12 protein-coding genes are annotated in these 14371 nt (G+C 60.6%); 5 read left to right on the top strand and 7 right to left on the bottom strand.

Annotated features, from left to right (window positions below):
* Positions 1-13: 13 nt before the first annotated feature.
* The 7 genes from ASC97_RS19760 to ASC97_RS19790 form a co-directional block, all read right to left on the bottom strand.
* Positions 14-946 (bottom strand): ABC transporter ATP-binding protein, encoded by a 933-nt coding sequence (locus tag ASC97_RS19760; protein ID WP_057470063.1) that lies wholly within the window; start codon positions 944-946, stop codon positions 14-16.
* Positions 943-1758, bottom strand: coding sequence for an ABC transporter ATP-binding protein (locus ASC97_RS19765; RefSeq protein ID WP_057470064.1), 816 nt, complete (start codon positions 1756-1758; stop codon positions 943-945). Before ASC97_RS19765 ends, ASC97_RS19760 begins: the two co-directional genes overlap by 4 nt.
* On the bottom strand, positions 1755-2657 hold the full coding sequence (locus ASC97_RS19770; protein WP_057470065.1) for an ABC transporter permease: 903 nt from the start codon (positions 2655-2657) through the stop codon (positions 1755-1757). The genes ASC97_RS19765 and ASC97_RS19770 overlap by 4 nt, the downstream gene beginning before the upstream one ends.
* Positions 2654-3637, bottom strand: a complete 984-nt coding sequence (locus ASC97_RS19775) for an ABC transporter permease (protein WP_057470066.1) — start codon at positions 3635-3637, stop codon at positions 2654-2656. The genes ASC97_RS19770 and ASC97_RS19775 overlap by 4 nt, the downstream gene beginning before the upstream one ends.
* 25 nt (positions 3638-3662) lie before the next feature.
* Positions 3663-5348, bottom strand: coding sequence for an ABC transporter substrate-binding protein (locus ASC97_RS19780; protein ID WP_200959511.1), 1686 nt, complete (start codon positions 5346-5348; stop codon positions 3663-3665).
* 881 nt (positions 5349-6229) lie between these two features.
* Positions 6230-6559 carry a hypothetical protein gene (locus ASC97_RS19785; protein ID WP_057470088.1) on the bottom strand — a complete coding sequence of 110 codons (330 nt, stop codon included), beginning with the start codon at positions 6557-6559 and terminating at the stop codon, positions 6230-6232.
* A 259-nt stretch (positions 6560-6818) separates the two neighbouring features.
* On the bottom strand, positions 6819-7727 hold the full coding sequence (locus ASC97_RS19790; protein ID WP_057470068.1) for a LysR family transcriptional regulator: 909 nt from the start codon (positions 7725-7727) through the stop codon (positions 6819-6821).
* 111 nt (positions 7728-7838) lie between these two features.
* On the opposite strand from ASC97_RS19790, the gene hglS reads away from it, so the two are divergent.
* The 5 genes from hglS (at position 7839) to ASC97_RS19815 (ending at position 14311) form a co-directional block, all read left to right on the top strand.
* Complete coding sequence (gene hglS, locus ASC97_RS19795) at positions 7839-9239, top strand: 2-oxoadipate dioxygenase/decarboxylase HglS (RefSeq protein WP_057470069.1); 1401 nt, start codon at positions 7839-7841, stop codon at positions 9237-9239.
* 74 nt (positions 9240-9313) lie between these two features.
* On the top strand, positions 9314-10846 hold the full coding sequence (amaB, locus tag ASC97_RS19800; protein WP_057470070.1) for an L-piperidine-6-carboxylate dehydrogenase: 1533 nt from the start codon (positions 9314-9316) through the stop codon (positions 10844-10846).
* A gap of 8 nt (positions 10847-10854) precedes the next feature.
* Entirely contained in the window at positions 10855-12087 is a 1233-nt protein-coding gene (locus ASC97_RS19805) for a pyridoxal phosphate-dependent aminotransferase (RefSeq protein WP_057470071.1), read from the top strand.
* Between the two features lie 262 nt (positions 12088-12349).
* A complete protein-coding gene (locus ASC97_RS19810; protein ID WP_057470072.1) occupies positions 12350-13468 on the top strand; it encodes a calcium:proton antiporter in 1119 nt (372 codons plus the stop codon).
* Positions 13469-13546: 78 nt separating this feature from the next.
* Complete coding sequence (locus ASC97_RS19815) at positions 13547-14311, top strand: bestrophin-like domain (protein ID WP_057470089.1); 765 nt, start codon at positions 13547-13549, stop codon at positions 14309-14311.
* The last annotated feature ends 60 nt before the right edge of the window (positions 14312-14371 follow it).

A 14371-nucleotide genomic window follows, 5' to 3' on the forward strand; every position in this document is an offset into this window, starting at 1 on the left:
GGGCTGGTCTCCTTCAGTCTGGTGCCGCAAGCGAACGGACAAAATGGTTCGCTCCGACCTGCTCGACGGCAGTCGAAGGCGGTCGGCTGAGTGCGCGGACTGTTTCGGCCTGCTCCACAAAGCGCGCGCTGGCGCCTCTGACGAACGGGCGGCTGCCGTCGGGCACTGCCGATAACAGCAGCTGCGTATAGGGATGGCGCGGATCGCCGATGACGGCCCGTGTCTCACCCCATTCGACCATCTGGCCGGCGAACATGACGACAATCTCCTCCGCCACATGTGCAGCGGTCGCGATATCGTGGGTGATGTAGAGCAGGGCCAGGTTCTTTTCACGCTTGATGCGCTCAAGCAGCTCGAGGATGCCCATTCGTATAGAAACGTCGAGCATCGATGTCGGTTCGTCTGCCACGAGCACGCTCGGCTGCACGGCAAGCGCACGCGCAATATTCACGCGCTGGCGCTGACCGCCTGAGAGTTCGTGGGGGAACTTGTGTTTCGTGACAGCAGGATCGAGGCCGACGTCGACAAGCAGTTGCGATACCGCGCTGGAGAGCGCTGCCTTGCCGACAGCATGCCCGTGCAGAATGAGTGGCCTCGAAAGGTGATGATCAATCGAGAACACCGGGTTCAGCGACGAAAACGGATCCTGAAACACCATCTGAACGTCGCGACGATAAGCCCGCTCGTCCTGTGGCGCGCCAATGACGGTAACATCGCGCTCGCGAAATCTGAGCTTGCCGGCCGTGGGCTGATCCATGCGTGCGATGATACGGGCGCAGGTCGTCTTGCCGCAGCCGGATTCTCCGACGAGGGCGAGCGCCCTGCCCGAACTGAGTGAGAGCGAGATGCCGCGCAACGCGTGAACCGGACCGAAGCGACGTTCGATGTCTTCAAGCCGGATGACCGTTTCAGATGGCGCCGGGGAGGGCTGAGGATGAATACTCATGCGGTCTCTCCCGCCAAATGGCGATGGCCCGGTAGCTGCGGTATGGCGTTCCACAGTTTGCGGGTATAGGCATGCTCCGGCGACTGGCTCACCTGCTTGACGTCCCCGACCTCCACGAGCTCGCCTTTCAGCATGACGCCGATCCGGTGGCAGAGCTGGGCCATCAGATGCAGGTCATGGGTGATGAACAGCACCGAGAATCCGTAGGTCTGCTGAAGATCGATGACCTGCTCGAGTATCTCGCGCTGCACGACGACATCGAGCGCCGTCGTCGGCTCGTCCATGATGATGAGTTCCGGGCGTAGGGCGAGGCAGATCGCGATCACGATCCGTTGGCGCATACCGCCGCTGAACTGATGCGGGTAGTCGGTGATCCGGCTGACGGGAATGCCGACCAGCCTGAACATCGCCTCCGCCTGTTCGCGCGACTGGCTCTTAGAGCAGCCCGTATGTCTGTAGAGCACGTCGTGAAACTGCGCATCGATGCGCATGAGCGGATTGAGCGAGTTCATTGCGCTCTGGAAGACCATGCCGACCCGTTTCCAGCGGATCCTCTGCATGTCTCCTTCGGGCAGCTTCAGCAGGTCCTGTCCGTCGAGAAAGATCTCGCCCCCGGCAACCCAGGCAGGCACCTTCGAAAGGCGGGTGATTGCGTAGGCAATCGTGCTCTTCCCGCAACCGGATTCGCCGGCGAGGCCGAACAGCTCGCCTCGGCCGATGTTGAACGACACGTTCTTGACGGCTCTGAACTCGCCCTTGTCGAGGAGATAGTCGACATCGAGGTTGCGGATCTCCAGCAGGTCGTGGCTCATCGGGTGGCCTCCAGCTGGCGGTTGCGCGTACGATTGAGGCGCAGCCATCGGCTGAGCGCCGGGCCGGATCGCAGCTGCGGATTGGCGATTTCGTCGAAGGTGAAATTGACGAGCGCCAGTCCAAGCCCGATCAGCGCGATACCGGCGGCAGGCGTGGCAATGTCCCACCAGGCACCGACGATGATCGCCGATGAATTCTGCGCGTTGTAGAGCATCGTTCCCCAGCTGACCTGAAGCGGATCGCCGAAGCCCAGATATTCGAGGGTCGTCTGGGCGACAATCGCATAGATGATGCTGCCGACGAGGTTGATGCCGATCAGCGGCAGGAGGTTCGGCAGCAGCTCGACGAAGATGATACGCCAGCGGGGCTCGCCAATCATTTTGGCAGCGGTGACGAAATCACGACTGCGCAGGGCAAGCGTCTGGGAACGTGTCATGCGCGCGCCCCAGGGCCACGACGTCAGCGAAATGATGGTCATGATCGCCATCGGCCCGACCGTACCGGCAAACGAGGCAAGAAGGATCAGGAGTGGAATGTTTGGTATGACGAGGACGGCGTTGGTTGCGAGATCGAGCACCGCATCTGTCCTGCCGCCGACATAGCCGGCGACCAGGCCGATGACGGTGCCGACCACGGTGATCGCAATCCCTGTTGCAAAACCGACGGCAATCGAAGTGCGGGCGCCCCAGACGAACTGGGTATAGACATCGCGCCCCATCTTCGTGGTGCCGAGAACGTGCTCGATGGTGGGCGGTTGGTGCGAGCGGCCGACGCGGGCGCTGGGCGCGCCAGGCGCAATGATCGGCGCGAAGATGGCCATCAGACATAGCGTGCAGATGATCACCAGCCCGAAGAGCGCCTTCTTCTGCTGGCCGATAAGTTTCAACGCGGAATTCATTCGGCGGCCTCCCTCAATCTGGGATCGACCAGACCATAAATGATGTCGACGAGAAGGTTTGCACCCAGGGTGGCGAGGGTCATCAAGAGAAGCTGCCCCTGGATGACGGGGTAGTCGCGCGCCACGCTCGCGGTGAACAGTGTCAGGCCGAGCCCGGGATAGTTGAAGACGATCTCGGTGACGATCGAGCCGCCGAAAACGGCGCCCAGCATCAGCGCGAGGTTCGTCAGGACAGGCAACATCGCGTTTCGTGCGCCGTAGCCGAACATGACTGATATGGAGCGTAGCCCCTTTGCCCTGCCCATCGTGACGTAGTCTTCGCCGAGCACCGAAATCATCGAGGACCGCATCGTCGTCTGGAATTCGCCGATGAGGTATGGCGACAAGGTGAGGACGGGCATGATCGCGTGAACGAACACGCTGCCCACAAAGGCAAAGTTCAATGCGGGGTCCAGGCTCGGATCGTAGGCATAGCCGACCGGAAACCAGCGCAGCGACACGCCGAAGATGAAGAGCGTCGTCAATGCGACGATGACAGGCGGCACTGCGATCATGACGACGGAGAGCGGCGAAACAACCGTGTCGAAGCGTCCGCCGCGCCGCCAGGCCGCGACCGCACCCAGCGTCACGCCGACAAACAGCGAGAAGGTGATGGCCGTGACGACAAGAAACGCCGTCCAAAGCGTCGATCGGCCAAGCACTTCGACCACGGTTTGCGGATAGTATTTCACCGAGACGCCGAGATCGAGCGTTGCCAATCCCTTCAGATAATCGATGAACTGGGTTGCGATGGGCGCATCGACTGCGCCAAAACGGGCCTTGATCGCCTCGATCGCGGCAGGGGTTGCCCGCGATCCCAGTTGCGCGATCATCGCGTCGACGGGGGTCCCCGGCATGAGTCGGGGAACCGTGAAGTTCATGACGATCGCAAAAAGTAACGCGACCGCATAGACGCCAAGGCGTCGGGAGGAGATACGCATTCTCTCGTTTCCTTCGGCCTTTGTGCTATTGCACCGGCTTCAGACGCAGAAGGTGCATCAACCGCATGCGGTTGTTATCGTGGTTTTCGGGATTCATCACCGGCTCCTTGTCGGTGACCCAACCGGTGAAACGCTTCGTCGAAAACTGGTACCAGGTCGGTCCGTTGAACACCGGCACCATGGGGAAATCGTCGGCGACGATCACTTGGACCTCGTCGAACAGCTTCCTGCGATCCTCATCCGTCGTTGCCTTGCGATAGGCATTGAAGGCCTCGTCGAGCTTGGGATTTGAATAGCGTGTCGCAGCACTGGTGATGCGGCCGGCAAAGGCCGTCGACATCGACTGGTAGTAGCCGCGGAACGGCGTGGAACCGTCGGCACGCGAATTCAGGGCGACATCGAAACTGCCGTCGAGCAACTGCTTCTGCCATTGCTCGTACTCAGGCGTTGCCACTGAGACGTTGAGGCCCGCCGCACGAAGTCCTTCAGCTGCGATCTGGGCGTCGTCGATCCAGTCGGTCCAGCCATTCGGGATGATGATCGTAAAGGCGATCGGCTGGCCGGCAGGGTTTGCCCTGAAACCGTCGTCGCCCTTTTTGTAACCGGCATCGTCGAGGAGCTTGTTGGCCTTGTCGACGTCATAGGCCATCCATTCGTCGGCAGCACCTTCCGCCGCCTTGTTGCGCCAGGCCTCGAACCGCGGCGGCAAGCCGCTTGCATGCTGGCTTGCCACAGGGTAGCCGAAGCCTGCGACATCGACCATGGCCGTGCGGTCCATCGCAAGGCTGAAGGCTCGGCGGAAGTTAAGGTCGTTGAAAGCCTTTGCGTTGGCGGCATTTTCGGTCTTCAGGTTCATCTGGAATGCGACCGTTTCAGCCGCTGGCTGCCAGTAACCGTTGTTGGCGGGATCGAGCGCCACGAAGGTCTTGTCGATCTGCGGCAGGAACGAGCCGATCCAGTCCATTGTCCCCTCGGGCAAGAGAGCGAGCATCTGGTCGTTGCCTGATATCTGCGGCAACTTCAGGCAATCGACATGCAGGGATGCCGCGTCCCAATAATTCGGATTTCGGCACTGCTCGTAGACCTGCGGCGTGAACCGGCGGATTTCGGTCATCGGTCCCGAGCCGACGGGATTTTCATTCTTGAACGCGACAGGATCGGCAACGGTCTTCCAGATGTGCTCCGGCACAACAGCCAGGTCGGCAAGCGATTCCGGGAATTCGGTGTTGACGCCCTTGAGGTTGATCTTGACCTCGCTCGCTGATGGCGCCTCGACCGAAGCGATGGTGTCACCGACACCGGCGGTATCGACCGCTGGGTTCTTGAGCATCAGCTCCAGCGTGTACTTGACGTCTGCAGACGTCAGCGGCTGGCCGTCCGACCATTTAACACCGTCACGCAACACGTAGGTGATCGACTTCAGATCATCGGAAAACTTGTAGCTTGTCGCCAGCCGGAAGATCGGCTTGCCTGCATCATCTGCATTGAAGATAACCAGCGGCTCGTAGATGAAATCCATGGTGCTCTGGCGACGCCCGGCGAGATCGAAGGGGTTGAAATTGCGAACCCAGCTCGTCTGTTCCTCGATGTGCATCGAGAGCGTCGCCTCGGCATTTGCCGCCGTGGCGAAGGCGCCGGTATAGGCCAGAGACGCCGCAACGCCCGTGGCCGCCAAAAGCAGATTGCGACGCGTGATCGCAGTAGAACGCATTGTTTTCATGTGATTATGTTCCCATATTGCGTTTGATTTGATTTAGTCAATCAATTTGATTTAATCAAACTACGATTTGCGGACGCGGTCAATCCGGCTGTCAAAAAAATATCGGGGACTGTCAGGTGGAGAAGAAAGCGCTGAGTAAAGCACGACTTCAGCATCGGCTGAGCAGGATACGATCGAGTGATATGAAAACTGCCCGGCATTCGCACCGACACCGAGAAATTGTCGCGAACTGTGGAACCGATCAACGGCTCATTCGTTTATCTGTCGCAACACCTATGCTGTTGTACCAAGGCTGCGAGAGCAGCCCCAAGGCCCGGTGTGGTTCCCTCCGCACCGGGCTCTTTTTATGTCGGAACAATTTGAAGGAAGAATCATTGTTGCAGCGGCGACGAACTCTCCTGTGTCCGTCGCTCGACCGACGACAGCCCATCCTCGTCGGTTGGGCCCGGTGTCAGTGCCCCTGCACCGGGCTTGTCTACCGAAAATGGCGAGACGACAACTTTGACCTATGATCCCAACAGAGACCCTGATGAGGCCATCCCGCCCTTGGCCCGCCGCGGTGCCGGGCGCATTTGGTTTGCACTTTCGGTGGTTGTTCTCATCGCGGTATTGGCATGGATTAAATTGAGCGGCCCGACGACCACCACGACGGGCCAGCGCTTGCCGGCTGCTTCTGAGACGAGCGAGCCGCGTTAGGAGAAGCGTCGCCAACGGGCTTGCCGATAGCCTGACTTCGTTGGGAAACGGCTGGCATCGATGGCCGCTCTGCCGCCAGAAGCTGGCTTCCAGAATTCGGGAAGCGGTCTCTGCAAAAGGTCCGGCTGAAGCGCCGGGCCTTTCATTGCCTGGCCCATACAAGAACCTGCTACCGACTAAAAGTCCAAATAGACGGTTACACCGGACCTGCGTTGGTAACCGTAGTCGTCAGGATAGCCGCCGTAGTGCCGCTGATATCCGTAGTACGTGGGATAACTGCGGTATCCGTATGGGCGAGCGTAGCAGTTGTAGCAGGACCGATAGCCGTATCGACGGTTCGAGTGACCATACGCATGCCCGTTACCATGACCCTTGTCTTTGACAAGCTCCACGTCAGCGGTATGGATAGGCATTGCCTTCGGCACGACGATCGGCGCGGCGTTTAGCGGCAAGGCGCAAGATGCAGCCACGACCATGGCTGCGAACGGGGGAAATAGCTTCTTCATCATTGTCGCATCCTTTCTGGATGCGAGTCTCGCTTAACTAGCATTAACCTCCGATGAACCGCTGCACGCTGCGGGCTCACCAAAAGAACCCACAGGCTTGCTGCCGATGGGCGTGGTCTCGACCGATCTGCTTGCCATCACGCAGAAAGGGAGTTGTCCAAAACCTGCGCCCATACCAGGTTTTTGCGCTTGCCGGCATAGGCTACCGGGGCGTCTTCAGCTTCAGGCGATCGGGCGAGGCGAGCCCGCGTGGCACTTGTCAGGTGGGTTCGCGGCTGGAGACCTGCGACAAAAGCCAGTCGGTGAAGGAGAGGCCAAGCGCATGCTCCCGCTTGCCGTCCGGCGTCACCACATAATAGCTGTTTTCCGTCGGCATCGGCCGATCGAACACGATCTGCAGGACGCCCGAGTTCAGCTCTTCCTCGATGAGGTAGAGCGGAAGAAGCGCAAAGCCCATGGCGGCGACGGAGGCTTCGATGATCATCGAGAGCTGGTCGAAACGGTTCCCGCGATAAGACGGCGCCGCATCGATGCCTGATGTTTCGAACCACTTCGGCCACAGGCGCGGCCTGGTCGCCAGGTGCAGCAGCGGCTTGCCGGCGAGTTCGACCGGTTCGAAAGCAGGCATCGCCCTGAGCAATCGAGGGCTCGCGACCGGTACCACGACTTCTCCGCACAGGAACGTGCAGGTTGCCCGCGCCCAGATCGGTTGGCCATAGTGGATGGCAAGGTCGAAACTCTCCTGTTCGAAATCGAATGGCTCCGACCGCGACGAAATATCGAGAATTGCGCCTGGATTGGCCGAGAGGAAAGACGGAAGACGCGGCGTCAGCCATCGGCTGCCGAACGTCGGAAGCGTCGCCACCGAAAGGGTTGCGGTGGCATCCGCACCAGCGGCTGCCCGCATCATCATTTCCTCCGTCTGGTGGAGCAAACGCCTTGCCTCGGGCAGCAAGCGTTTGCCGGCGTCCGACAGAATGGCCCGCTGGCGCACCCGCTCGAAGAGAAGGACGCCGAGCTGGCCCTCGAGCTCCTTGATCTGCCGGCTGACTGCACTTTGCGTCAGGTTGAGCTCGACGGCAGCCCGCGTGAAGCTGCCGTGGCGCGCGGCGGATTCAAAAGACTGCAGCGTGGTCAGGTCAGGCATCATCCGTCGAGGTGTAGTCATTCCAAAACCGCATCATGTCAGCTTAATTTGTCGCTATTTCTCTACTACGCGGTCGATATGATCGCAATCCAGAATGAACTGACAAGAACACCCTTGAAATCGAGAGAAGATATGTCGACCAGCAGTTTCGTCTCCTCCTGCTCAATCCGTTCCGCATTTTCGGCTGCGATGTCCGCAATGTACCGCGCCGAAGTCCCTGCCTACGGGACCTTGATGGATATCGTCGCCAGAGTGAATGCCGAGACGCTTGCAGCTGATCCCGCACTGCAGGCAAGCCTTGAGGAGACGGACTCGCTTGAGCGCGTCTCCCAGGAGCGCCACGGCGCGATCCGGCTCGGCACGGCCGAGGAGCTCTCGATGATGCGACGCGTTTTCGCTGTCATGGGCATGTTCCCCGTCGGCTACTACGACCTAAGCGAAGCCGGCGTGCCGGTTCACTCCACCGCCTTCCGGCCGGTTGGCGATACGGCGCTGAAGCGCAATCCGTTCCGCGTTTTCACCTCACTCCTGCGCCTCGACCTGATCGCCGATGAGGCCCTGCGAGCAGAAGCTCAGACAATCCTTGAGAGCCGCGCGATTTTCACCCCTGCTGCGGTCGAGTTGACGCGGAAGGCCGAACGCGAGGGCGGTCTGGATGAGGGCGACGCGCAGCGCTTCGTCGAGGAGGTATTGGAAACCTTCCGCTGGCACGATCGGGCCAACGTCGATCTTTCGATGTACGACCGTCTGCATGATGCCCATCGGCTGATTGCCGATGTCGTCTCGTTCAAGGGACCGCACATCAACCACCTGACACCGCGCACCCTCGACATAGACAGGGTGCAGGAACTCATGCCCGAATATGGCATTGCACCGAAGGCAGTCGTCGAGGGCCCCCCGACGCGAATTTGCCCGATCCTGCTCCGGCAGACATCATTCAAGGCGCTCGAGGAAGCCGTGTCCTTCAGGGACCCCGACGGCAATTGGCAGAAGGGGACGCATACCGCGCGTTTCGGTGAGATCGAAAGCCGTGGCATCGCCCTGACGCCGAAGGGACGGGCGCTCTACGACGCGCTGCTTTCGGACTCGCGCAGCCACGTCCGCCCTGCCCCCGATGGATCCAACGCAGGCGAATACAATAAGGCGCTCACCGATGCCTTTGCGCCGTTTCCGGACAGCTGGGCTGGCATTCGCAACGAGGGCCTCGGCTATTTCCGCTATTGCCTGACGGAGAAGGGCCTGAATGCGGTAATGCCGGAGCGCGGCAGCATCGACCGTATGGTCGAGAATGGCTTCGTCCGCTTCGATCCCATCATCTACGAGGATTTCCTGCCCGTCAGCGCGGCCGGTATCTTCCAGTCCAATCTGGGCGGCGAGGCAGCACAGGAGTTCACCGCAAGTCCGAACCAGCAGCGCTTCGAGCGTGACCTCGGCGCGCCCGTTCTCAACGAATTCGATCATTACGCGGGTATCGAAGCCGCATCGATTGCCGATTGCCGCAGCCAGCTCATGCGAGCACAGGCGGCTGAATAGCCGGAAGTGCCGGTGTTCCAGTGCAGGCGTGGTGGTTGGCTGAAGTTTCAACAGAACAGGAAAAGGGTCGTGACATGACCATAGCGACAAGAACGATCAACGTTGTGCAGGAAGCTGCAGCGCTCCTCGAAAAAATGGGCGTCGACAGAAAACTCTATACCGGTGGCGACATGGCGTCCTATAGCCCGGTGACCGGCGAACAGCTTGCCAGCCTGGCGAGCGATAATCAGCAAGCGGCCGTCGCTAAGATCGAGCTGGCAGATCGTGCCTTCCAGAGTTGGCGTCTTGTGCCTGCGCCCAAGCGCGGCGAACTCGTGCGCCTGCTGGGTGAGGAATTGCGCGCCTTCAAGGCGGAACTTGGTCGCCTCGTATCGATCGAAGCCGGGAAAATCCCGTCCGAAGGTCTTGGCGAAGTCCAGGAAATGATCGACATCTGCGACTTTGCCGTTGGCCTCTCGCGCCAGCTCTACGGCTTGACCATCGCAACCGAGCGCCCCGGGCACCGGATGATGGAAACCTGGCATCCTCTCGGCGTCGTCGGCATCATCTCCGCCTTCAACTTCCCTGTCGCCGTCTGGGCGTGGAATGCGGCGCTTGCGCTTGTCTGCGGCAATGCCGTCGTATGGAAGCCGTCCGAGAAGACGCCGCTGACCGCGCTGGCCTGCCAGGCCATTCTCGATCGCGCGATCGCGCGCTTCGGTGACGCGCCAGAAGGCATCAGCCAGGTGCTGATCGGCGATCGCGCTGTCGGCGAGGCGATTGTCGATCACGCGAAGGTTCCCGTCGTCTCCGCCACCGGGTCCACACGCATGGGCAGGGACGTCGGACCTCGCCTTGCCAGCCGGTTTGCCCGCGCCATTCTGGAACTCGGCGGCAACAATGCCGGCATCGTCTGCCCTTCTGCCGATCTCGACATGGCACTGCGTGCCATCGCCTTCGGCGCCATGGGAACCGCCGGCCAGCGCTGCACGACCCTTCGTCGCCTCTTCGTGCACGAGAGCATCTACGACCAACTCGTACCGCGTCTGAAAAAGGCCTACGCTAATGTGTCGGTCGGCAATCCGCTCGAAAGCACCGCTCTAGTTGGTCCGCTGATCGACAAGCTCGCATTCGACGCCATGCAGAAGGCACTCGGCGAGGCTCGCCTCCATGGCGGTGCGGTCGTTGGCGGCGAGCGCATCGATGTTGCCCATGGCAACGCGTACTATGCCAAGCCTGCCCTGGTTGAGATGCCGGCACAGGTAGGTCCCGTGTTCGACGAGACCTTCGCGCCGATCCTGTATGTCATGAAATACAGCGATTTCGATCAGGTCTTGAGCGATCACAACGCCGTCGGTGCGGGCCTTTCCTCGTCGATCTTCACGCTCGATCTGCGCGAAGCCGAGCGCTTTCTCGCTGCTGACGGCTCCGATTGCGGTATTGCCAATGTGAATATCGGCACCTCTGGCGCCGAAATCGGCGGCGCCTTTGGCGGTGAAAAGGAAACCGGCGGCGGCCGCGAATCCGGCTCTGATGCCTGGAAAGGCTATATGCGCCGCTCTACCAACACCATCAACTATTCCAGGGCGCTGCCGCTTGCGCAGGGCGTGTCCTTCGAGATCGAATAGGATCGACCATGACCATCAACACACGGGTCGACGAGGCGGGCTTCAGGCCCGCCTCCAGGATATCCACGATCGGGGTCTCTGAAATCCTCCAGATCGGCGCGCGCGCTGCGGCCATGAAGCGCGATGGCAAGCCTGTCATCGTTCTGGGCGCCGGCGAGCCTGATTTCGAAACGCCCGACCATGTCAAGCAGGCCGCCTGGGGAGCAATGCAACGTGGTGATACGAGGTACACCGCGCTGGACGGAACGCCGGCGCTGAAAGAGGCGATCCGCGCCAAGTTTGCCCGGGAGAACCAGCTTTCCTACGACATTGACGAGATCACGGTCGCCACCGGCGCCAAGCAGATTCTCTTCAACGCCATGATGGCAACAGTCGACCGGGATGACGAGGTAATCATCCCGACACCTTACTGGACCTCCTATTCCGACATCGTCGCGATCTGTGGTGGAAAGCCCGTGCTGGTTGCCTGCGACGCCGCCAACGGGTTTCGCCTGCAGGCAGAACAGCTTGAGGCGGCAATCACGCCGAGGACGCGTTGGCTGATGCTGAATTCGCCGTCCAATCCGTCCGGGGCAGCATACAACGCCGACAACTACAGGCCGATCCTCGACGTACTGCTCAGACACCCGCATGTGTGGCTGATGGTCGACGACATGTACGAACACATTGTCTATGACGGCTTCCGGTTCGTGACCCCGGTGCAACTCGAGCCAAGGCTTGGCGAGCGGACACTCACCGTCAACGGTGTCTCGAAGGCTTATGCCATGACGGGTTGGCGCATTGGCTATGCCGGCGGTCCGAAGGCGCTCATCAAGGCGATGGCGGTCGTACAGAGCCAATCCACGTCCTGCCCCTCCTCGATCAGCCAGGCTGCGGCTGAAGCTGCCCTCAATGGCCCCCAGGATTTCCTTGCCGTCCGAACGGAGAGCTTCCGGCGCCGGCGCGATCTTGTCGTCTCCGGGCTGAACGCCATCGACGGTCTTGACTGCCGCGTTCCCGAGGGCGCCTTCTACACGTTTTCGGGATGCGGCGGCGTTCTCGGTCGCTTGACACCGGACGGACGCAAGATTGAGACCGACAGCGATTTCTGTGCCTACCTCCTGGACGAGGCGCACGTCGCCGTCGTGCCGGGCTCGGCGTTCGGGCTATCACCGTTTTTCCGGATTTCCTATGCCTGCGCCGAGACCGATCTCGTGGAGGCACTCCGTCGCATCCGCGAGGCGTGCGGAAAACTCGTTTGAACGCGTTGCGGCGCGGGACAGGATGGTCTGTCTCGTGCCACCTCGACGGCTCAAAGTAAGTAGGTGAACCACAGATATTTCCCGTAGCCTGAACGACGGCTCAGGTGTATCTACAACCCCCGGTGACAGGGAGTTGAGTGGAGGCGCGTGACGTGCTTTCGTAGCACGCGACACGGCAACCTGAAGGGTGGCCGGGCCTCCTTTGGCGGTCCTATCCGCCAAGAGACTGCGAAAGGGCGGCAAGGTGACTGCGGGGGAAGGTATGTCACGAAACACAGGCGCTGCGGGATTGGCGCGTCGCGAATGGTTTCTTGCCGTCAGCTTGCTCACGAGCATCGTGTTCCTCGGCTACAACGAGGACATTTTCAGGCTGCTCGAGAACCCCTTCTGGCTGACGGCAATCTTCCTGGTGCTTTTCTCTGTTGTCCTCGGTTCGGCACTATCGGTGGTTCGCCACGCCGACCACCTTGCGGTGCGGCTGGGCGAACCGTACGGGACTCTTATCCTGACCCTGGCGATTACTTCCATCGAGGTCATGGCCATTTCCGCCGTCATGTCGCATGGCGAAAACAATCCCACGCTTGTTCGCGACACGCTGTTTGCCGTGGTCATGATCATTCTGAACGGAATGGTCGGCCTCTCGCTCCTGGTAGGCGCCTGGAAACGGCAAGAGCAGCGACACAACCTGCAGGGCGCCAACGCTTATCTCGGGGTCATCGTGCCTTTGGCTGTCCTCAGCATGATCATGCCGAATTTTACCCACGGAACCACTGGGCCCGGCTATTCCACGATCCAGCAGACGGTCCTGGCGTTTATCTCCGTCGGGCTCTACAGCGTGTTCCTCGCCTTGCAGACCGGCCGTCATCGTGGCTTCTTCATTGACGATGGCGAGGAAGGCCCACCTCTGGCACATGCCGCGATGCATGAAGGACCCTTGTGGCTCCCCGTCGTGCTGCTTGTCGCCTACATGGCGCTGGTCGTCTTCCTTGTCGAGCAGCTGGCACCGCCGATCGACTATTTCATCGAAACGCTGCACGCGCCCGTAGCGCTCGGCGGTGTCGTCATGGCGGTGCTCGTTGCGACGCCCGAAGCCATCAGCGCAGTACGCGCTTCGGTGGCAAACCACCTGCAGCGCTCGGTCAACATCTTCCTGGGCTCCGTTCTCTCGACCATCGGATTGACCGTTCCGGCAATGCTGATGATCAGCCATATCAGCGGCAATCCGATCGTGCTGGGATTGGATCACAGCAATCCTGTCATGCTGATATTGACGCTTGCCCTCAGTGTCATCACCTTTGCCAGCGGTCGCACGCACCTCATGCAAGGTGCAGTGCATCTTGTCCTGTTCGTCGCATATTTCCTGCTCATTTTCGAAACCTGAGGATTGGGCCCGCATGGTACGTTTAGACGCATGCCGCCGTCGCAGCCGCCGATGCATATCTCCGTGCGGGGGTGTCAGATGACGGCGTTGGTAACCGGATGCATTATCGCGCTGCTTCTATCCGCAGCCACCATGCTTGGTGCATGGATCAGCAAGCGTTTACCGCATCATCATCTTTCGACGGAATCGAAGGACGCGATCAAGCTGGCGACGGCGGTCGTGGGTACGCTGTCGGCGCTTGCGATCGGGTTTCTGGTTGCGTCCGCCAAGACGACATTCGACGACGCCGAAACGGAACTCAAGACATCAGCCGCACGCCTCGTCCTCCTTGATCGGGTCCTGGCGCAGTACGGCCCGGAAATGGGCGAAGCGCGCGAACAACTTGCCTCACTCGTCAAGACGCGGATTAACGGCACAGCGTGGGGCGGCGACATTGGAGAGAGCCCGAAAGGCGCGCTGCAAGATGAGCTGGGCGTAGAACCTGTCCAGAAGCTGCTGCGGGCAATGGTCCCGCAGGACGAAGTTCACAGGCTCCTGAAGACCCGGGCACTGGAAGTGAGCAGCGCGATTGCCGAGGGTCATTGGCTGGTGCTCGAAAGCAGCAGTGAAGGCCTGCCCACCGCCTTCCTTGTCGTCCTGACCTTCTGGCTGACTGTGATCTTCCTGACCTTCGGGCTGCTGTCGCCCCACAATCCGACCGTCATCTCGATCATCCTCGTCTGCGCGGTATCGGTCGGGGGGGCGATTTTCATCGTCAACGACATGGCTCATCCCTACGCCGGGCTGATTCACGTGTCAGATGAGCCCTTGCGGGTCGCATTGTCCAAGATGGGGCGCCAATAGCGGTCGACGTTGAACCCGCCAGTCCGGCGAACCGACTGACGGTTTCACTCGCTCCGTCAC

The organism is Rhizobium sp. Root1203 (genome assembly GCF_001424945.1).
Taxonomy (GTDB): Bacteria; Pseudomonadota; Alphaproteobacteria; order Rhizobiales; family Rhizobiaceae; genus Rhizobium.

Excerpts from the sequence above, each read along its gene's own strand:
- ASC97_RS19760 (WP_057470063.1), bottom strand. The coding sequence starts at position 946 with ATGAGTATTCATCCTCAGCCCTCCCCGGCGCCATCTGAAACGGTCATC.
- ASC97_RS19765 (WP_057470064.1), bottom strand. The coding sequence starts at position 1,758 with ATGAGCCACGACCTGCTGGAGATCCGCAACCTCGATGTCGACTATCTC.
- ASC97_RS19770 (WP_057470065.1), bottom strand. The coding sequence starts at position 2,657 with ATGAATTCCGCGTTGAAACTTATCGGCCAGCAGAAGAAGGCGCTCTTC.
- ASC97_RS19775 (WP_057470066.1), bottom strand. The coding sequence starts at position 3,637 with ATGCGTATCTCCTCCCGACGCCTTGGCGTCTATGCGGTCGCGTTACTT.
- ASC97_RS19780 (WP_200959511.1), bottom strand. The coding sequence starts at position 5,348 with ATGCGTTCTACTGCGATCACGCGTCGCAATCTGCTTTTGGCGGCCACG.
- ASC97_RS19785 (WP_057470088.1), bottom strand. The coding sequence starts at position 6,559 with ATGAAGAAGCTATTTCCCCCGTTCGCAGCCATGGTCGTGGCTGCATCT.
- ASC97_RS19790 (WP_057470068.1), bottom strand. The coding sequence starts at position 7,727 with ATGACTACACCTCGACGGATGATGCCTGACCTGACCACGCTGCAGTCT.
- hglS (WP_057470069.1), top strand. The coding sequence starts at position 7,839 with ATGTCGACCAGCAGTTTCGTCTCCTCCTGCTCAATCCGTTCCGCATTT.
- amaB (WP_057470070.1), top strand. The coding sequence starts at position 9,314 with ATGACCATAGCGACAAGAACGATCAACGTTGTGCAGGAAGCTGCAGCG.
- ASC97_RS19805 (WP_057470071.1), top strand. The coding sequence starts at position 10,855 with ATGACCATCAACACACGGGTCGACGAGGCGGGCTTCAGGCCCGCCTCC.
- ASC97_RS19810 (WP_057470072.1), top strand. The coding sequence starts at position 12,350 with ATGTCACGAAACACAGGCGCTGCGGGATTGGCGCGTCGCGAATGGTTT.
- ASC97_RS19815 (WP_057470089.1), top strand. The coding sequence starts at position 13,547 with ATGACGGCGTTGGTAACCGGATGCATTATCGCGCTGCTTCTATCCGCA.